We start from the raw sequence: 19,901 nt of genomic DNA on the forward strand, positions 1-19,901 counted from the left end.
GGGGAGTGCTTACTCATCGATGATGGCCAGATGCGATACTGTTGACTAGATTAAATTGCATTACATCAGTTAGTCATCTGTTTCATCTTGTTGATCTTTTCTTCTTCTGGAGTAACAATGATCGTTTTTTGATTTTCATAGATCACATAGCCTGGTTTTGCGCCATTTGGTTTGCGCAAATGCTTGACTTGAACCAAGTCCACGGGTACTTGGGCAGAATGACGGTATTTTGAGAAATAAGCAGCTAATTCAGCGGCTTCAGTTATCGTTTCATCAGATGGCTGGTCACTTTTGATAATGACATGAGAGCCAGGAATATTTTTGGCGTGGAGCCAATAGTCTGTTTTCTTCGCCGTTTTTAAGGAAAGTTGATCATTTTGAAGATTGTTTTTCCCTACCAAGATCAACGTACCATCAGTAGAAAGATATTGATCTGGTTGTGAAGGTTTCTTGCGTTTTTGTTTTTTCGAAGATTTCTTTTTTAAATAACCTTCTGCTGTCAATTCTTCTTTGATCACTTCGATATCCATAGGACCAGCAATCTCTAACTGAGACAAGACAGATTCTAAATAATCGATCTCATTTTTGGCTTCTTCGATCTGTTTACCAATCAATTTGACGGCATTTTTTAGTTTTTGGTAGCGATGGAAATATTTTTGGGCATTTTGATTGGGCGTTAATGCTGGATCAAGCTTGATTGTGATTGGCCGATCTTCTTCATAATAATTAGGCAATGTTACTTCATTTGCGCCCCGAGGTACTTGAGCCATAAAAGTAGTTAATAGTTCGCCATCTCGACGATAATCTTCGGCATTTTCCGAATCTTTTAAGGTCTGCTCCCGTTTTTTCAGTTTATTTCTGTTTCGCTTAAGCTCGTTTTCAATCTTGCGGATGAGCTCGCCACCTTGTTGTTTGGCACGGTCTTTTTCCGCTTTTTCTTGGTAAAACGCATCTAATAACGCACTGAGAGTCGGGTACATCTTTTTTTGTTGCGTATTTGAGTCAAAGAAACGATAGTTGATCGGCGTAAAATATTCTTTCTCCGCTACTTCATAAAGGCTAGGGGAGCGTTGGGTGTCGATTGCTGTGAAGAATTCTTGCCATACCAACATTTTTTCATTGGGGCGTTCTGTTAAGCGAGCCACCAATTCTTGCGCAGTATCAAAACCGATTCCTTGAAATTGTTGTTGGATTCCTTTTGGTGTCAAGTCCATTTGAGAAAGCCGATGGAAGACTTTTTCTTTTTCCTGACTAAAGGGATTCAGCTGGTTTTGTTCAGGTGGAGCAATATAGTCTACACCAGGCAGAAGGGAACGATAAGTGTTTTGTGAACTACCAATATGCTTGATCGCATCTAAGATTTTTCCTGATTCTTTATTCACTAAGATGATCGTGCTATGTCGACCCATGAGTTCCACAATCAAAATGATATTTTGGAGATCTCCTAGTTCGTCTCGTTTCGTGAAATGAAAGTGGATCACTCGGTCGTTTTCGATTTGTTCGATCGACTCCAAAATTGCCCCATCAAGATGCTTGCGTAACATCATCACAAAGTTCGGTGGTGTGTCTGGATTTTGATAGTCGATCTGAGTGATCTGGATTCGAGCATAACTAGGATGTGCAGATAAGAGCAAACGCTGATTTTTACCACGTGAGCGAATCACTAATACGACTTCATTTTCGTAAGGTTGGTGGATTTTAGAAATCCGACCAGATAATAGAGTCTCACGCAATTCATTGATCATTGCATGAGTAAAGACACCATCAAAGGACATGGTTCATTCCTCATTTCTTTTCATAAGTAGTTTCATTATAACGAAAAAAACGTAGAAAGACCAATTTACTAGGTAGTTATCAACTGATTTGATCATAAAAAGATACTGGATTGAAAAATAATCGATATTCTTTAAATGTATTTTTTTCTATCTACCTCAAACTTAGGTATAATAAAAGAAAACGAAAAAGAAGGTGATCGCTATGTGGAAAGAGATAAGTAAGACCATCAAAGTCAAATACCATCATTTTTTGGCTGATTTCGATACGCATCCACAACGCTATTTTATGCGTTTATTGTTCGTATTCCTTGTTTCACTGGTCATTACGATCACGATGTTTGTCTTTCCTAAAAATATTAGAGAAGCACAGGTGGAGAGCTTAGTCTATGCAGAAATCAATTCTCCTAAGCTTAAACCTTTGAATATCAATGAAGCATCGCAAACAATTGAAGAAAGTAAAGCTATTTCAGTTTTGTTCAGTGTGCCAAGTGGAGAAATGTATCAAGCATTAATGGACATTTTTCATGATCCAAAAAAAATGGCGGAATTGAATCGCCCTATTTATTTTTACCCATTGGTTTATCAGGTCAATGAATTAGAACAACGCTACGATTTAAAGCAAGAGCATTTAACGGTAATCTTTTTCCAAAATGGCAAAGAAGCCAATCGCTTAGTCTATAACGCAAATCAGTTAAGTGATTTCCCTACGCAGCTGATTCCCGAATTAAATCGTTTGCCATTAGCGAATATCAAGAAATTAGAAGAAGAACTTGGAAAAGAAGCGCAAACGACTTCGACAAATACTCAACTGGGCACAGATCTTAATGCTGGAAATAAGACGGAATAAAAAAACAGTTGACGAACATGCTAAATTCGATTAGACTTAGATTAATTATTAAGGAAAGGGTGATCCACAATGAACTTATCAAACCAATTTTTAGCAGGAACAAATCAAGCTTGGCGTAACTGGCGTAGATAAGTTGTATTGATGGCGAACTTTGACCGTAGATACAACTTTTTAGAGTACAAATCTAAAATTTGTATCTATGCTGGACAAGAAATTTGACTACCGCATAGATTCGATCTATGCGGTTTTTTGTATGTAAGAAGACAATTACCGTTGGGGTGATTGTCTTTTTTTGTCAGTTCGTGTCAGAAACCAGACTTGAATAATAATGATTAAAGGAATGAGGGGGAAGAAAAATGAAAAATAAACGTTTGATCACAGTTGTTGCACTTATTATGCTTTACTTAGTAGGAACCTTTATTTATGAAAAAATAACGCCTGCTTCTACTGAATCGAAACCAAAAGAAACGGATCAAACTGTTTCCGTTGGGGTTTTGCAATATGTGAGCCATCCGGCATTAGATGAAATTTACCGTGGGATCAAAGATGGGCTACAGCAATCAGGGCTTGAGGAAGGAAAAAATTTAACGATCTCCTTTCAAAACGGGCAAGCAGATCAAAGTAAATTAGCTACCATGAGTCAACAATTAGTACAAGCTGACCCAGATGTCTTGGTAGGGATCGCTACTCCGGCTGCTCAATCTTTAGCTAATGTAACGAATACGATCCCATTAGTCTTAGGTGCGGTCACAGATCCAGTTGGTGCCGGCTTAGTGAAGTCTTTAAAAGAACCAGGTGGAAACATCACAGGCGTATCTGATCAGCCTCCTGTTGAAGCGCAAATCAAGTTAGGCGCTGAATTGTTGCCGAATGCGAAGAAAGTCGGGATTTTATACGCTTCTTCAGAAGATAATTCAAAATACCAAGTAAGCCAAGCAGAAAAAGCGATTCAAAAAGCAGGTTTGACTTCAGTAAAATATGCTGTACCTTCTACGAATGAAATCGCCCAAACTGTCCAAGTGATGAGTCAACAAGTGGATTTCATTTATGTTCCTTTAGACAATACAATTGCTAATGCTATGCAGACAGTGGTAAAAGAAGCCGATAAAGCGAAGATCCCAGTGATCCCTTCAGTTGATTCAATGGTCGAACAAGGTGGCTTGGCAACTATTGGGATCAATCAATATGATTTAGGTGTTCAAAGTGGGAAAATGGCTGCGATGCTTGCACTAGGAAAAGAAAAACCAGCAACGACACCTGTTTACGTCTTTGATAAAGGAGATGTCATCATCAATGAAAAACAGGCGGAAAAATTAGGGATCACGATTCCTGATTCTATAAAGCAAGAAGCTAAAAATGTTTCAGAAGAACCGAAAGACGAGGGGGATGAACAATGATCGTATCAGCAATTTCACAAGGGATGTTATGGGCAATCTTAGGATTAGGAATCTTTATGACTTATCGGATTTTGGATTTTCCTGATATGACGACTGAAGGATCATTTCCATTAGGTGGAGCAGTTTGTGTGACAGCTATCACTCATGGGATCTCACCAGTTTTAGCAACACTGCTTGGCGTTGGTGCAGGCATGCTTGCCGGACTAGTTACGGGGCTGTTGTATACCAAAGGAAAGATCCCAGTGATCCTTGCCGGAATCTTAGTCATGTCTGGATTAAACTCGGTGATTTTATTCGTGATGCGCACACCAAATCTTTCTTTATTGAATCATTCGATTTTACAAGATACGTTCAATGGTCTTCATTTACCTGACTATTTTGATACCGTGTTACTTGGCTTGCTTGCATTAAGTCTCTTGATTGGTGTCTTACTGTTCTTTTTCAATACCGATTTAGGTCAAGGGTATATCGCGACAGGAGACAACGAAACGATGGCTCGTTCCTTAGGGATCAAAACAGATCGAATGAAAATCTTAGGATTGACTCTTTCAAATGGTGTTATTGCTTTATCAGGTGCATTGATTGCACAAAATGATGGGTATGCCGATGTCAATAAAGGAATTGGTGTCATCGTGATCGGGCTAGCTTCTATCATTATTGGAGAAGTGATTTTCCACGAATTAACGTTAGCAGAACGCTTGATTGCCATTGTCGTGGGAAGCATCATCTATCAATTATTGATCTTGATCGTCATTAAACTTGGGTTTGACACAACGTATCTCAAACTCTTCTCCGCTATTATTTTAGCCATCTGTTTGATGATTCCTCAGTTAAAACAAGCATTGAAACTTAAAACCGGTTTTGAAAAGGAGGTTTGACCATGACAGCGATCATCACAATTAAAAATGGAAAAAAAGTCGTTAGCAATGGCATGAATGAAGAAAAAGTATTATTAGATGGAATTGATTTGACAATCAATAAAGGCGATTTTATTACGGTCCTTGGTGGAAATGGTGCGGGAAAAAGTACGCTGTTCAACACGATCGCAGGAACATTACAATTAAGTCAAGGGTCGATCGCTTTTAAAGAGCGGAATATCACGAAAGAAACAGAAGAAAAACGGGCTTCTTTTCTTTCTCGGGTGTTCCAAGATCCTAAGATGGGCACAGCTCCAAGGATGACAGTAGCAGAGAACTTGCTTTTGGCTCAAAAAAGAGGAAAGAAAAGACCCCTTCGTCTCCGTAACCTAAAGAACCAAAGAGAAACATTTTATCAATTGTGTCAAGAAGTTGGAAATGGGTTGGAGCAGCATTTAGATACGCCAGCTGGGGAATTATCAGGAGGGCAACGCCAAGCATTGAGTTTGTTGATGGCGACCATTGAAGCGCCTGAGTTGCTGCTATTAGATGAACATACAGCAGCGCTCGATCCTAAAACTGCCAAATCATTGATGCAATTAACCAATCGCAGGATTACTGAACAACACTTGACGTGCTTGATGATCACCCACCGGATGGAAGATGCCTTGAATTATGGGAATCGTCTGATCGTTTTACAAAAAGGACGAATCGTGAAAGATTTGTCTAAAGAAGAAAAAGAGCAATTGTCACTAGCGGATCTATTACAATTTTTTGAAGAAGTGTTAGATTAGTTTTTGATTACTGACTGCTTTTCCTTCTACTTTATGCCTAGTATGCCTATAGTACATTGATTTGTTTTAAATGAATGAGAAAGAGGCCCCGCTTGTTTGACAATCATGTTGACAAGTTTCTCATACCTCCTTTAAACTTAGAAAGACTCGTCAATCATAAATCATAGACATAAGAAAAAGCACAAGAAACAGAACTAAACAATCGACCATCTGATGTCTCGTGTCATGTTTACGAGGATTGGATGGTTGTTTTATTTTATAAGGAGGAAAAAGATGATCTCTGGTAAAACAAAACTCACAGGCTTTTTTGCAAAGCCTGCTTCTCATAGTCTTTCACCGTTGATGCACAATCTGGCATTTTCACATTGGGGTATTGATGCCGTTTATCTGGCTTTTGAGGTAGATCAAACGAACCTAAGACAAGCCGTTGAGAGTATCCGCACATTAGATATGTTGGGCGTAAATGTTTCAATGCCGAATAAAACGGCTGTCTTGGCATACCTTGATCAGTTAAGCCCTGAAGCGGAATTGATCGGAGCGGTCAACACAATCGTTCACCAGGAGCAACGTTTGATTGGCTACAATACAGATGGTATGGGATTTGTACGTTCCGTCAACGAAACGGGGCATCCAATCAAAAATCAAAAAATCGTTGTTCTGGGAGCAGGTGGTGCAGCAAAAGCAATTGTCGTACAAATGGCACTAGAAGGCGCACAAGAAATCACGATTTACAAACGTTTGAATGCCACTTTTTTACCACTAAAAGAGTATTTTGCGAAAGTCTCTGAGAAAACAGGTTGTCCCATCCGATTACATGATTATGCGGACGAAAGTCAACTGGCATTAGATTTGAGCCAGGCGAATCTATTGATCAACGCAACTGATATCGGAATGGGAAGCAAGAAAGACCAATTACCGATTGCTGATGTAAAGTTGTTGCATTCGCAATTAGCCGTCTTTGACTTGATCTACTCCCCTAGTGAGACACGTTTGATCCAAGAAGCCAAAAAAATGGGAATCAAAGCCTATAATGGTTTAGGTATGTTGATTCATCAAGGAGCAATTGCTTTTGAACTGTGGACACATCGAGAAATGCCAGTCCAGAACATACGAGAACGATTAGAACAAGAAGTGTGACGAGCTTTACGTGTAATGGCTTGTCTCATTTCGTTATTTTTTATTAAATTGTGGTTCAAATAGCTGTTTTTATCAAGAAGATAGCGTATCCTTTATTTACTTGTACAGATAGCAGGGAGGAAACAAAATGAGTCGGATGGATCGTTATAAGAACATCCATAAAAAAGCAAAACCATTAAAAAAAGAATCAACCGGTTTTTTTAGACGTGAACGTCAAAAGGACAAAGCGTTGAATGATTCAAGAGATGAAGCTACTCGGATCTATCAACCTGATCAGGATTCTTCTTATTCTTCCAGAGAAGGACAAGCTAATGACTATCAAACCCCTTATTCCTATGCAAAAGCAGGAAACAAAAAAGGATTTAATCAAACGAAGAAAAGCTTTTTTAAGAGGAAGAAAGAGCCAAAAGAAGTTCGTCCAAAAAAGAAACGTTCATGGGGGAAAATCATTCTAGGCATTATCCTATGTTTATTCTTATTTTCAGTCATTTCCTTTTTTGTCGGGAAATCCATGGCAGAACATGATACCAGTTTGCCGAGTGTTACAACGGAATCATTTGATGGTGTACAGTCTTCGAGTGGCGCACATAATATTCTGATATTAGGTAGTGACACTAGAGGTGAGGATGCTGGTCGTGCAGATACGATCATGGTGTTACAGTTAGATGGACCTGCTCATAAACCAAAATTGATCTCATTTATGCGTGATAGTTTTGTAACAATTCCAGGAGTTGGTCAAAATAAGATCAATGCAGCTTATGCTTATGGCGGTGCTGATCTGGTACGTCAAACCATCAAAGAAAATTTTGGACTTGATTGCCAGTATTACGCAAAAGTCGATTTTAAATCGTTTGAAAAAGTGGTCGATGCATTGTTTATGAATGGTATCAAGATCGATGCAGAGAAAGATTTGAATCTGGATGGTGTCGATATCAAAAAAGGTGTCCAAAAAATGGATGGTCATACACTTTTACAGTATGCACGTTTTAGAAAAGACGAAGAAGGCGATTTTGGTCGAGTAAGACGGCAACAACAAGTCATGAATACGATTTTTAGTCAGCTAAAAAATCCCCTAAACTTGATTCGTGCCCCTTACGCTGCCGGAAAAGCCATTGGTTATACCTCAACGGATGTTTCATCATTGTTTATTATCAAAAATCTTTTGTCGATTGCTCGAGGTGTCGGTGGTGTAGATCGCTTAAGTGTGCCTGTTGAAGGTTCATGGAACTTCGGAAACAGCAGTTATGCCGGAAGTATTTTGGTGATCGACAACAACGCGAATCGCGCAGCAATCAGTGATTTTTTAAGTAAATAAATGGAAGAAAAGAAATAGGAAGTTACTCTCTGTAATCATCTATTTCACTTCGTTTAGGTAAAAGTCCTCCATTTTTAATAGGTGGACGATTCAACACTTTGGATTTTCACCAATTGTAAAAGCTAAGTTCATAAAACGACTGTTAGACAAGGGTCTTCAGTCGTTTTTTTCTTTTGAAAAAATAGTTTTTGGGTTGTCATATGCGAATGTTTGTTCCATAATAAAGAAGTCTGTTCTAAGACTGAGAATCATGGAGGGGATAAAATGAAAACTGTTATACTGGCTGAAAAACCTTCCCAAGCAAAAGCTTATGCTGAAACATTTAAGAAACGAATACGTCACGAAGGGTATTATGAGATCGTTGATCCGTTGTTTAGTGGGGAAGTAACGATTACTTATGGATTCGGTCACTTAGTGGACATGGTCCCTCCTGGTGCATATGAAGAACGCTGGAGTAAATGGTCCTTAGCTAACTTACCAATTTTCCCAGAAACCTTCCGCTATGAAGTGCCGAAAGAAAAACAAGCACAATTTTCAATCGTCAAAAAGGAATTACAATCAGCGGATACGATCATTATTGCGACAGATGGAGACCGTGAAGGAGAAGCCATTGCTTGGTCGATTATCATTCAAGCACAAGCCTTCACCAAAAGCAAAAAGTATCAACGTTTGTGGATCAATTCGCTGGAAAAAGAGGCGATTTATGAAGGCTTTAAAAACCTTCGTCCAGGCGAGAGCTATTTTCCTAAATATAAAGAAGCGAAAGCTAGACAGAATGCGGATTGGTTGATCGGGATGAACGGGAGCCCCTTATACAGTCTCTTACTGCAACAAAAAGGGATCGATGGCAGCTTTTCTTTAGGACGTGTCCAAACGCCAACCTTATATATGATCTATCAGTTACAAGAAACAATTAAAAACTTCAAAAAAGAACCATACTTTGAAGTAGAAGCGACGATCAGTTGTGATGATGGACGGTTTACTGGGAAAATCGATCCCAAGCAGAATTTTAAAACCCTCGAAGCACTACATCAAGCAATTGAAAAATCAGGCGCGCATCTTGGGAAGCAATCAGGACAGATCTTATCGGTCATTAAAAAAGAAAAACAACTAAGTAGTCCACGTTTATTTTCTTTATCTAGTCTCCAGACAAAAATGAACCAATTGATGAAGGTGAGTGCCAAAGCGACATTAGATGCTGCCCAAGGGCTCTACGAAAAGAAATTTTTAAGCTATCCTCGGACAGATTCTACTTACATTACTGAAAATGAACATCACTACTTGGTGAAAAACTTAGTACGTTATAAAGATTTTTTAGGGATCAGCAGCGTAGAGACTCCTGAAACATGGTCGAAAAAAAGATATGTTGATGCGACAAAAGTCCAAGAACACCATGCAATTATTCCAACAAAAACGATTCCTTCCAAGGAACGTTTTGCGCAATTATCACGTCTGCAACAAGCCATCTATTTACAAGTAGCGAAAACGACTATGGCAATGTTTGCCGAAAATTATGTATATGAAGAAACAACGATTTATACTGGTGTCCAAGAACTTCGCTTAAAAAGTACAGGGAAAATCCCAATCAAAAAAGGGTGGCAAATGATCTTAGCAACCAAAAGCAAGCAGAAAGAAGTCCAAGTATTACCAGATGTGGTAAAAGGTCAGGTGGTCGGCGTTGATCTGAAAAGTATTCAAAAAGAAACCCAACCACCAAAACCATACAACGAGGGAACACTGATCACTGCGATGAAAACGGCAGGGAAAACATTGGATGATGAAGAAGCACAGGAAATCTTAAAAGAAGTTGAGGGAATCGGAACAGAAGCGACTCGAGCCAATATTATTGAAAATCTAAAGCAACGTCACTATATCGAGGTCACTAAAAATGAAATCATTGTTACGGCTAAAGGAATCACTCTTTGTAAAGCGGTCGCTCAAGAACCTTTGTTGACTAGTGCGGAAATGACTGCTCAGTGGGAAGGATACCTCAAAAAGATCGGTAACAATGAGGGCACACCCGAAGTCTTTTTAGCAAATATCAAAAAATTCATCCTTCATTTACTCGAATCCGTGCCAAAACAACTGACTTCAGTCGATTTATCTGAAGAAATCACTGGAACGCGCCAAATCAAAGCGCTGGAGAAGAAAAATGATCAACTAGGCAGATGTCCAAAGTGTAAACAAGGGATCGTCATGTTGTATCCAAAAGTAGCAACTTGTACCAATGCTTCCTGTGATTTTAAACTTTGGCCAACGATAGCAAAGAAGAAGCTGACGAAAACGATGATGCGGGAATTATTGTTTAAAGGTAAGACTAGTAAAGTAGTTAAAGGGTTGACTGGCAAAAAAGGGAAGTTTGATGCGGTACTAGAACTAAAAGCAGATTATTCGATTGGTTTTTCTTTTCCGTGGATGGAAAAATCAGGAGAAAAAAATAAAGAAGAAAAATAATTATTCCGAAAAGTGTTGATTTATTTATCCAAAAATAACATCGATTTATAAATAAGGAGTTTAAGCGTTTGAAAAAAGTTCATTCATTGTTAAATTATTTGATGGGAACGATCACGATCGTTGCTGTTTATCAAGCATTATTAAAATATCCAGAATATGGTACGAAATTATTGTCTATCACGAAAGACCCTACGGCTTACTCACCTACACTGCTACTATCAACACTAACAGCTGGAGCGAAAAGTGCCACATACTTTTTACACAAAACAAGTAGTCTGTTGAAACGAAAGAAACAACGTAAGCAATTACTGATGGTCATCGCAGCACTAGTAATCATTTACTTTCTACCTGTATTGACACAATTATGGCATCAGTATTTTGGTTGATTACCGGAAATAAACCACATTCACAGCTATAATAGAGCATAATGATTCACTTTGAAATTTCTTTATCATAAAAGTATCATGATAAATTAGTAAAATATATAACTAAAGATCTTAGAACATATTTGTGTTTTAAGATCTTTTTCTATTGGAAATGCTAGGTTAAGTCCGTTTATTATCAAGGAATTAAGCTCACTTACTTATAACATTAGTGAATATGTCGGTTATTGATTTGTTAGTGATTATAAGATTTGAACATTAGATGTTTAAGAATGAAAATTGTCGTTTTAGACAAGTTAACAGCTAAAGCTCGCAGAAGTGGGTACGACAATTCATAAAAAATTAGAGAATAACAAGTTATTTCTTGTGGTGCTTTTTATTTCTATTTATGGAAATTAATGGATTATTTCTCACTAATAATAATTATAAAATAAAAGCGCATTAAAAAATCTTTTGTTTCAACAAAATCTTATATGCCAGATATTTAATAAGGTTAAGAACTAAACAAATGATTATTTTTTATGCAAAAAATAACATAAATAGGAAGGTGCAATCATTATGCCGGAAACAAATAATCAAATCGAGGGTTCAACGTTAACGAATGATCAGGAGCTGTATGAACATCTGAATTTTTCTGAAGAAGAAATCGAAACAGATCAACAACAAAAAATAGGTGAACGTATTGATGTGAATGATCATATATTGTTGGATGGTATGATTTCAAACCATCAAAATGAGTTCTCTAAATTGCCCGATGATATAAAAATACCAAGCGAAAAAATACGTAATATTTATGATGATAATCCAATGAATAAACTACTATGCTTACACAAAGGCAAACTCTATTATATTGAAAATTTGGACCCACAAAAAGGAGAAAAAAAAGCTTATGTAATTGCTGAGGAAGTATGGTATGGAAATAAGCGATTGTTCCAAGCGAGCATTAAGCATAACATCAACCAAACCTTAATTAGTTTTGCTGAGACGACAAAAAGTAAGAAAAATGGTACTCGCACGTTACTTGCTAGTCCAAGTTTAGTGTACAATATTATCAAGAATAATGAAATTTTCGAAAATGCAAAAGAAACTCAGGGGATAGCTCGTACAGTAGCACAACCAGATCCAACATATATTGGTGAGCGTCTTAAGATAGGGATCCCCAAGTATGGAACTAGGGATCCGGAAATGAAAGTTCAATTAATGTTGCATGAAGATAAGCTCTATCAAATTGACCGCCAAAATAAACAGTCAAAACTACTCGCAGATAACGTAGAATATCGAGATGGAATAATCTTTAAGAGAAATAATCAAGGGCTAAGAATGGTGCTATTCAGCCATAATAATCTTAAAGAGTCTCACAATATAGGTTTGATAAAATCATTTTTTACTAAACAAAAAAGAATAACAACTCAAACGACGTATGTAAGAGCAGATACCTTAGAGAACATCAATCAGCGATTACAATATTTTAAAAATATGGAAAAGAAGGATCAGATAGAAAGTAAACCTTGGCCTGAGGTGGATGTTGATAGCATATCATCGTTAAAGAAGTTAACTATAGTAAAAGATCCAAACCTTCACAACGATAAAGACCCAATCTATTACGATTACGACAAAAGGGCTCTTTATAAGTTAGAGATTAACGATCGTGGGAAAGTCCAAAAAGCTTATTTGCTTACTAATAAACACCTTGATAAACAACTTCATAAAAGCCATCTTGCATTAAATGATATCAATAAAAATATAAAATTGAATTTATTTCCTGTACCAAAGGTGTCTTCCGGATTGGAGTGGGTACAAAAAGGGGAAGTAGAAAAGAATGTGGCGTATTTTATTGAAGTCCAAAAAATGATGACTCATAAAAATAGAAACAAAGATGTATATACACTTTTGTTAAAAGATACCAATTTGTATTTAGTTGATCATAGATCAAAGGTGGCTATGAAGGTTGCCGCTAATGTCAAACTTGAAGATGGTAAGATCAAATCAGATAATAAAATACTCTTATCCAACTTATCGCATAATGAAAATATGAGATGGCCAATATCTTCATACGAAGCTTCTAAAATTTTTGAAATAGCAAAAATAAACCAATCGAAGAACATTCCTCAACTAGGTAATAATGTAGTAGAGTTGCAAAAACGCTCAAAAACTCAAAGTGGACTCCTGATGCAGAATATGCCCACTCGTTCATGCGCTTCAATCGGAGAAAGACCTGGAACATCTAGGTAATTATTGAAATTTATTGAAGGATTATTTCTTACAGGTAATAAGTATAAAATCAAAGTGCGCCAAAAATATTAGTTTTTAGAAATGTTTTACAGCTTAGAACTTAAAAAAGTTTAGGAACTAAACAAACAAGTTTTTATGTAAAAATAACATAAATAGGAAGGTGCAATCACTATGCCGAAAACAAATAATCAAAGCGAGAGTACAACGCTAACGAATGAGCAGGAGTTGTATAAACAGCTGAGTTTTTCTGAAGAGCAAATCAGGGAAGATCAAAATCAAACGACAAATAATAAGATTGATGTGAACTATCGTCTATTGGTAGCACATAGTATTTCAGAACGTGCAACTGATAACTCTGTGTTCTCCAATAAGATAAAAAAACCAATAGAAAATCTAGATGAGATTCTAGATAATGATCCAAGCGATCAACTATTATGCTTGAACAATGGAAAACTCTATTTCATTGAAAATTTTGACCAAATAACAAGAAAAGGAACAGCTTATGTAATTGCTGAGGATGTAGAGTTTAAAGATAATGAATTGACACAAGGAAGCAAAGAGAAAAACAGCTACCAGAATTTAGTTGTACCCGCTAAGATGACGAAAAATGATTCAAAGGATACTCACACGTTATTTGTTAATTCACGTGTAGTGTACGATATCATCCAAAAGAATGAGCGTTACGAAAAAGCAAAAGAAGCCGAAAAAGCAGCGCGTACAATAACAGAACCAGATGAAACATACATTGGTGACAGTCTCAAGATAGGGATCCCGAAGCGAACGTCCTCCGATCTCATAGTGAATGTTCAATTAATGTTACACAAAGGCAATCTCTATCAATTGGACACAGAGAATAGGAAGTCGAAACTCATCGCTGATAACGTAGAACATCTAAAAGGGACATTTTACAAAAGAAATAGTCAAGGGATGAGAGTTACTCTGTTCCGATCTTCCAATGTGGAAAATGCTTATGCCAATAATTTCTTTGAAAGGAATTTTACTAAAGATAGAGATGAGAAAAAAAGAGATAAAACGGCAACGATGTGCGTGGATGGGGAAACTTTAGAAAAGATTAATCAGCGGCTAAAAGGTTTTAAAATTATGGAGGAGAAACAGCAGATAAAGAGTCGATCGGGTCGGATGGTGAATGCTAAAGCCTTTTCATCATTGCCAATACCAAAAAATCCAACTCCTCATCTAGCCCAAGATCTATTCTATTATAAAGAAGGGGAAATGAAAGATTTTCTTTATAAATTAAAGATTGAAACGATTGATGATCGTAAAGCGAAAGTTGTAAACGCTTATTTGATTGCTGGTGAAAACCTCTATAATTGGCCTGATGCAACACATATTGCATTAATGGACCCGAAGACAACTGTGAAAATAGATTTATTCTCTAAATTCGAGTTGTCAAATGGAATGATATGGTTACCAAAAGGAGAACTGGAAAAGAAAATTGCTTATCATGAAGAGGCTCGGAAACATTTTCCTACAGACCCTGATTATGATAACGTATATAACCTCAAGAAGCATGAAAACAGAAATAAAGATACGAAGATACTTTTATTGAAAGATAACGATTTATATTTAGTTGATCCTAAACAAAAAAGTGCTATGCAGGTTGCTAAAAATGTCCAAATTTACAACGGCAAGCTCAAATCAGGGGATAAAGTAATAGCATCCAACGTTCCAAACAACTCAAAGTGGAGTATATCCTCCGACGTTGCCGCTAAATTTGTAGAAATAGCGAAGATAAACCAAGCAAATAATATCGTTCAAGGTAGAAGTACGATAGAAGATTTGACAAACCGCGCAAAAGCATTAACCGAAGCTCTTAGCATTACTAAAAGCGAACTCAATATCCATGCTGCCACTAAATCCGCAGAAATGACGAAGACAAAATCAGTAGAGAACATTAGTCAAGGTGGAAGTTCGTTAGAAGATGCGACGACGCACGCTCAAGCGTTAATCAAACATGGTAACTTTACTCAAAGTGCCACTAATCTCACTGCTCTAAATAGACGGAGAATGAAACGTCCTGCACCACAACCTCAACAAAAAATTAATGACCCGTCTAGATAAAATGATTATAGTCTTCGGATTTATTGAATAAAAAGAACGAGTGATTATTATTTGTTTTAGTCTTAAAGTGGGGATCATTACTAAAATGAATATTCTAACCAAGTTTAAGGACATCAAAGGCGTACTACTACCTTTGATGTTTTTTTATGAATCTTTGGATAGACTTCATCAGCGAATGATTGTTCAACTTAACCGATTGCACCTTGCACGCTGGTGAATAGGTGATTTGCAGATAACAAAATTGAAAATGCTGACCTTTTTGTTTTGTCATTTTGAAATAAAAGTTTTATTTAAGCTGAAGTGTAGATATAGAATGGAAAGCGGATAAAAGCTGTTTGTTTCAGTAATTACTTGAAAAACGCAAAGAAAACTAGTACGACTGTAAATAAACGAACTTTTATACAAGGCCATAAAAGGAGAGGGAATATGACGATGAGGAAAAGCGACAAATTATCACCGGAGGAACGATATTTATCTCTGGCATTTTCTGCTGATCTAATCCAAGAACATAAACATTTAACACAGGAGAATGGGTTAAGGTTTCATCAGCAATTTGAGCAGAGAGACGAGAACGACTTTCATGAACAACTACACATGAAACTGCCCAAAAAATCGAAAAATACCGAGAAAAATCAGTTATTATATTATGATCATAAAGAGGAGAAGCTTTATAAGATCATTTCAAGCCAGAAAATTGTTAATAAAAAAAAGTCCTACCTAAATTGTCATGGAAAATTGATTACGAGTAACGTTAAATTTAGTGACGGTTCAAGAAAACTAGTCATAGACAATAAACAACAGAATCAAGAAACAACCTTGATTAAATTTGGGTTGGAAGAACTGTTTAATAGAAAAAAATCACGGTTTATATGGGTGACAACAGAAAAAGAAAATGAACTAATAAATATAGTTGGTTCTTTAAACAATAAAGACCAGGAACATCACCAAAATGATGGAGAGGTACAACATACTGATCACTCAAAACATAAACTTCAGGAATGGCTGAGTAAAAATGAACCGGTAGTATATTATCCATTAGATGCTAAAAACAAGAGCGGTTATGACAAAGACGAGCCATTACTATATTTTGGGAACAATGACCTATATAAGGTTGATCATGAAAAGGGGCGGGCGACCCTAATTGCTGAAGGAGTGCAGGAAATTAATCGAAGTTTTGTATGGAACGATGTGGCACTTCTAAAAAATTTACCGAAAGAATGTGGGGAAAATCAAGCCGTAAGAGTCGATGAAAAATGTTTAGAATCGATTCGAAAAGTAGTTGATATAGTTAAAAGAAAACAAATTTTGGAAAACAAACTAGAAAACAATATTGAACAAGCTAAGGCAAGATATGCACAAACATCTCCTAGTTTAACTTTGGCATCAGCAAACCATACTAATATAGACAGATAAAAAACTAATGTTCCTCGATTATAGTATTTCTTTAAAGATTAAGTTGAGTTGTTGCGTAATAATGATGTAAATGGATTCTTAAAATAGCATGAATGATTGCTATAAATCATAGTTTTATTTAACAGTCTATAACCCCATATAATCGTTCTTACACTTTAAAGGTATATTAATCGACTGATAAAACGCTACTTTCTAGGATACATCTATCAATCATCGCTCTAACAAAATATGGATAGATAAATTCACATCAAAATCTATTTTTGGTGTGAATGATTTCTGGATAGCTCTAATACTAAATGGTTTATGCATGCGTAGATATATATAACTGATTAGTTGAACAAGAAAAGAATCGTTTTTATACTATCTGGTAAAAAGAAATAGAATAAATAGCAAGAAGAGAGGGTTTGTGGCTTTTTAAAGGAGAGAGATAAAAATTTTATATTTTAGTTTACATAATATATATTATACAAAGTAGATTCAAAGTGAATTAACCCCCCATCAAATCGAAATCAAACTAAAAAGATAAAAAAATGACTCTTTCGAACCATTGCAAAATTTTAAAATTATTTTGTATTATAAAATATCAATTAAATCGTGTTTGACAAGATTTAAACACGATTTAATTTTTTATCTGTCTATATAGTATGATTTGCAAAAGTCCATATCCATAATTTACAAAATTAGAAACAAAAACTCCACAATATTCACATGTGACATTCTCTACAATAAAACAATCATAATCTGGACGACACTCTTTTGATCTTTCCACAAAGAGATACATTTTTCCATACTACAATCATAATCTTTACATTTCAATTTCATGCAAGTCATTCCTTACTAACGATCAGATCAACAGCGCTCTTATAATTCTCGATCATTTGTTTGTGTTGTTTTGTCATGCGTTTACGTCCGTTAGCAATCAAACCAGCGACATAACAACCTGAATCATTCCAACACTCTGCTAAGACCGCTAATGACACCGATACTTGTTTTTCTACCCAGTTTTTAGTTCTATAAAGCGTCATTAGGAATTTCAATGAGAGATTTCTTTGATTTTGAACTGTACAATGAAGAATTATTAAACAAAATCCATCTGACAACTTTAATTTAGAGAATAAATCTAATTTGACAGTTTTACCGAAGAAATAATAAAAAGAGTAAAAGAAAAAATAAAGAAAGAGCAACTAGACATACAGATTAGTCGCTCTTTCTTTATTTTTTATTGTTTATGTATGAATTCTATCTTTCTACGAAAGAACCTTCTGATTTTTCTTTGGAAGGGTTTTTATTGATTACTTTATCCTGTTTGTTTTCGGAAAGTTTCTCGACTTTCCTCATAGCTCTGATTTCGTCAAACTTTTTTGATTGATTTCGCATTTTTTTAATGTTATCGTCATGATCAGGTTGTATTGGACCAGGTCCATTTATCCAAACACGTTGCGTTTCATAGAATAGAGAAAAAAATTTTACCCACGCTTTATTTTCTTTAGACAATTCTTTTTTTGGGTTTGAGTTATCTTGGGAAGACAGTCCTGCTAGTGCTATTTTAAGAGCGTCTTTATATTGAATTTTTTTTTGAGAAGATAATATTTCTGAAATATCTGATCCTGCTTCTTTAATAAAGTTTTCGTAATTTTCTTTTCGATCTCTAAGGAACAGGCCTTTAAAGTCATTTTTGTTTAAATTTTTGTTAACTTCGTTCATTTCTTCAAGCAACATTATTAAACGTTGACTGTGTGGGTCATCTCCAAGCGATTCTATCTTGTTTAAGAAATCTAAGTATGTTTTTTTACTTCTAGAAAAAATATTTCTTGATACTATTGGACGATTCCCACCATTTTGTTGCAAAACTTGATTTATACGATCTTCGATATCTTGTTCGTTAACAGGATTTGTAGTTTGAGATTCTTGTTCGCTAACAGGATTTGTAGGTTGTAATTCTTTCATTTTTTTCTTCCTTTATTTTTATTTGTAATTTTAAATAAGAAAAACCAATAATGGGGTTTCTTGTTTTTCCCCTGAATTAGAAAAATTAACATAAAATTAAATCCTTGCCGATCTAAATGAAACAAAAAATGTATTGTATTTCTGATATAGCATTTCTCTATTGTACACTGTAGGGATCAGTGCACCACTATTATACAAGTAGCGAATCACTAAAAATCGATTACATTGTATACATTATGCCAAGTAGATCCTTAACATAATAAAAATTCACTATGTTGTTTGTCTCATCAACCGACCATGCAGGTTATCTATTGATATTAGATCCAGTAGTTTTATCAATATTGTGTCTTGTCTCGGGCGTGACATTTGTAATAATGCCTGCTCGTCCATTCAAATGATACAGAGATTTATTTATCATAACGGACTGAGAATTCCCGCTGCTCAAGATATTGTCAGTCTCTACCCCATTTGCTAAATTTTGTACACTCTTTCTTTCCGCTGACTTGCGGATAAGTTCATTTAAAAAAGATTTGTAATGGCTGTTAGTTTGGGGATTAGGTTGTGTTTTTTCAGAGTATCTCTCTGTGGTGACCCATCCCGTATTTTCATCCATGTCTAACTTATTCTTTTTAAGGGACTCCCCTATATTATTTACCGGTTTCTGTTTAACTTTTCCTTCAGGCAAGCCTGCTAGCTCTGCATCTATCATCTTCGATTGATCTTTGGCTAAAGTATTTTTCTGCCCATCAGATATGCTTCTTAACTCCTGAGTATTCTGCTTTTCCATATACTATCTCCTTTCATTTATTTAGTAATTTTACCAGTCATCTTTTATTCTTTTTAAGCTGATTCTGCTCTAAATCAATCACCTCCTTCATTTTTTCTTGTTGTTTCAAAGCATTTACCAAAAAATTTACCTAATATGCTACCATTTTATTACAATTCACTTTCTACTAAAGAACTATTTTTTCTAAAAAAAATTAAAAAGGAAAACGAGCAAAACGCTCATTCTCCTTTTTTTCATTCAATTATCTCACGGTGTTTAATACGTTTCTTAATTCATTGACAGATTGTTTAACCAATTCTTCTTCTGCTGTGTAGCTGTGTAATTGATAATTCGATGATTCCTCTTATACCCTTCGCTTCTATATATTATGCTAAAGTAACTTCTTTTTTTGTTTATGTAGCAAGTCTATCTTTCAATTTTAGGTGGTCTATCCATATTAGGGGTAGAACGCGGCAATGGAGCAGGTGGTTTTGGGACTCCC

General features: G+C 35.9%; 15 protein-coding genes. 11 read left to right on the forward strand and 4 right to left on the reverse strand.

The window, feature by feature from the left end:
• Positions 1-65: 65 nt before the first annotated feature.
• Positions 66-1,775 carry a fibronectin-binding protein EfbA gene (efbA, locus tag AB3H90_RS00810; RefSeq protein ID WP_034697911.1) on the reverse strand — a complete coding sequence of 570 codons (1,710 nt, stop codon included), beginning with the start codon at positions 1,773-1,775 and terminating at the stop codon, positions 66-68.
• 202 nt (positions 1,776-1,977) lie between these two features.
• Between efbA and AB3H90_RS00815 the strand changes: the two genes are divergently transcribed.
• The 11 genes from AB3H90_RS00815 (at position 1,978) to AB3H90_RS00865 (ending at position 16,686) form a co-directional block, all read left to right on the forward strand.
• Complete coding sequence (locus AB3H90_RS00815) at positions 1,978-2,622, forward strand: hypothetical protein (protein ID WP_368015953.1); 645 nt, start codon at positions 1,978-1,980, stop codon at positions 2,620-2,622.
• 356 nt (positions 2,623-2,978) lie between these two features.
• Positions 2,979-4,019 (forward strand): tryptophan ABC transporter substrate-binding protein, encoded by a 1,041-nt coding sequence (gene trpX, locus AB3H90_RS00820; RefSeq protein ID WP_095454255.1) that lies wholly within the window; start codon positions 2,979-2,981, stop codon positions 4,017-4,019.
• Positions 4,016-4,897 carry an ABC transporter permease gene (locus tag AB3H90_RS00825; protein ID WP_010737553.1) on the forward strand — a complete coding sequence of 294 codons (882 nt, stop codon included), beginning with the start codon at positions 4,016-4,018 and terminating at the stop codon, positions 4,895-4,897. The genes trpX and AB3H90_RS00825 overlap by 4 nt, the downstream gene beginning before the upstream one ends.
• A 2-nt stretch (positions 4,898-4,899) precedes the next feature.
• A complete protein-coding gene (locus AB3H90_RS00830) occupies positions 4,900-5,670 on the forward strand; it encodes an ABC transporter ATP-binding protein (protein WP_034697918.1) in 771 nt (256 codons plus the stop codon).
• Positions 5,671-5,943: 273 nt separating this feature from the next.
• Positions 5,944-6,807 (forward strand): shikimate dehydrogenase, encoded by an 864-nt coding sequence (locus tag AB3H90_RS00835; protein WP_063627093.1) that lies wholly within the window; start codon positions 5,944-5,946, stop codon positions 6,805-6,807.
• A 127-nt stretch (positions 6,808-6,934) separates the two neighbouring features.
• A complete protein-coding gene (locus AB3H90_RS00840; RefSeq protein ID WP_368015955.1) occupies positions 6,935-8,122 on the forward strand; it encodes an LCP family protein in 1,188 nt (395 codons plus the stop codon).
• Between the two features lie 264 nt (positions 8,123-8,386).
• Complete coding sequence (topB, locus tag AB3H90_RS00845) at positions 8,387-10,576, forward strand: DNA topoisomerase III (RefSeq protein ID WP_368015956.1); 2,190 nt, start codon at positions 8,387-8,389, stop codon at positions 10,574-10,576.
• Positions 10,577-10,677: 101 nt separating this feature from the next.
• Complete coding sequence (locus AB3H90_RS00850) at positions 10,678-10,962, forward strand: hypothetical protein (RefSeq protein WP_174270245.1); 285 nt, start codon at positions 10,678-10,680, stop codon at positions 10,960-10,962.
• Between the two features lie 555 nt (positions 10,963-11,517).
• Positions 11,518-13,191, forward strand: a complete 1,674-nt coding sequence (locus AB3H90_RS00855; protein WP_368015957.1) for a hypothetical protein — start codon at positions 11,518-11,520, stop codon at positions 13,189-13,191.
• A 171-nt stretch (positions 13,192-13,362) separates the two neighbouring features.
• Positions 13,363-15,273: a hypothetical protein gene (locus tag AB3H90_RS00860; RefSeq protein WP_051641750.1), complete on the forward strand. Its 1,911-nt coding sequence runs from the start codon at positions 13,363-13,365 to the stop codon at positions 15,271-15,273.
• A 426-nt stretch (positions 15,274-15,699) separates the two neighbouring features.
• Positions 15,700-16,686 (forward strand): hypothetical protein, encoded by a 987-nt coding sequence (locus tag AB3H90_RS00865; RefSeq protein WP_368015958.1) that lies wholly within the window; start codon positions 15,700-15,702, stop codon positions 16,684-16,686.
• Between the two features lie 827 nt (positions 16,687-17,513).
• On the opposite strand, the gene AB3H90_RS00870 is transcribed toward AB3H90_RS00865, so the two are convergent.
• The 3 genes from AB3H90_RS00870 to AB3H90_RS00880 all read right to left on the reverse strand — a co-directional run bounded on the left by AB3H90_RS00870 (position 17,514) and on the right by AB3H90_RS00880 (position 19,420).
• Positions 17,514-17,711, reverse strand: a complete 198-nt coding sequence (locus AB3H90_RS00870) for a hypothetical protein (RefSeq protein ID WP_207414056.1) — start codon at positions 17,709-17,711, stop codon at positions 17,514-17,516.
• 214 nt (positions 17,712-17,925) lie between these two features.
• Positions 17,926-18,633: a hypothetical protein gene (locus AB3H90_RS00875; RefSeq protein ID WP_053766035.1), complete on the reverse strand. Its 708-nt coding sequence runs from the start codon at positions 18,631-18,633 to the stop codon at positions 17,926-17,928.
• A gap of 304 nt (positions 18,634-18,937) precedes the next feature.
• On the reverse strand, positions 18,938-19,420 hold the full coding sequence (locus AB3H90_RS00880; RefSeq protein ID WP_094940280.1) for a hypothetical protein: 483 nt from the start codon (positions 19,418-19,420) through the stop codon (positions 18,938-18,940).
• Positions 19,421-19,901 lie beyond the last annotated feature (481 nt).

Origin of the sequence: Enterococcus sp. C63 (genome assembly GCF_040887215.1) — a bacterium.
Classification (GTDB): Bacteria; Bacillota; Bacilli; order Lactobacillales; family Enterococcaceae; genus Enterococcus_B; species Enterococcus_B hirae.

What these genes read in the sequence shown, in the direction of transcription:
- efbA (WP_034697911.1), bottom strand. Translation starts at nt 1,775, where the DNA reads ATGTCCTTTGATGGTGTCTTTACTCATGCAATGATCAATGAATTGCGT.
- AB3H90_RS00815 (WP_368015953.1), top strand. Translation starts at nt 1,978, where the DNA reads ATGTGGAAAGAGATAAGTAAGACCATCAAAGTCAAATACCATCATTTT.
- trpX (WP_095454255.1), top strand. Translation starts at nt 2,979, where the DNA reads ATGAAAAATAAACGTTTGATCACAGTTGTTGCACTTATTATGCTTTAC.
- AB3H90_RS00825 (WP_010737553.1), top strand. Translation starts at nt 4,016, where the DNA reads ATGATCGTATCAGCAATTTCACAAGGGATGTTATGGGCAATCTTAGGA.
- AB3H90_RS00830 (WP_034697918.1), top strand. Translation starts at nt 4,900, where the DNA reads ATGACAGCGATCATCACAATTAAAAATGGAAAAAAAGTCGTTAGCAAT.
- AB3H90_RS00835 (WP_063627093.1), top strand. Translation starts at nt 5,944, where the DNA reads ATGATCTCTGGTAAAACAAAACTCACAGGCTTTTTTGCAAAGCCTGCT.
- AB3H90_RS00840 (WP_368015955.1), top strand. Translation starts at nt 6,935, where the DNA reads ATGAGTCGGATGGATCGTTATAAGAACATCCATAAAAAAGCAAAACCA.
- topB (WP_368015956.1), top strand. Translation starts at nt 8,387, where the DNA reads ATGAAAACTGTTATACTGGCTGAAAAACCTTCCCAAGCAAAAGCTTAT.
- AB3H90_RS00850 (WP_174270245.1), top strand. Translation starts at nt 10,678, where the DNA reads ATGGGAACGATCACGATCGTTGCTGTTTATCAAGCATTATTAAAATAT.
- AB3H90_RS00855 (WP_368015957.1), top strand. Translation starts at nt 11,518, where the DNA reads ATGCCGGAAACAAATAATCAAATCGAGGGTTCAACGTTAACGAATGAT.
- AB3H90_RS00860 (WP_051641750.1), top strand. Translation starts at nt 13,363, where the DNA reads ATGCCGAAAACAAATAATCAAAGCGAGAGTACAACGCTAACGAATGAG.
- AB3H90_RS00865 (WP_368015958.1), top strand. Translation starts at nt 15,700, where the DNA reads ATGACGATGAGGAAAAGCGACAAATTATCACCGGAGGAACGATATTTA.
- AB3H90_RS00870 (WP_207414056.1), bottom strand. Translation starts at nt 17,711, where the DNA reads ATGACGCTTTATAGAACTAAAAACTGGGTAGAAAAACAAGTATCGGTG.
- AB3H90_RS00875 (WP_053766035.1), bottom strand. Translation starts at nt 18,633, where the DNA reads ATGAAAGAATTACAACCTACAAATCCTGTTAGCGAACAAGAATCTCAA.
- AB3H90_RS00880 (WP_094940280.1), bottom strand. Translation starts at nt 19,420, where the DNA reads ATGGAAAAGCAGAATACTCAGGAGTTAAGAAGCATATCTGATGGGCAG.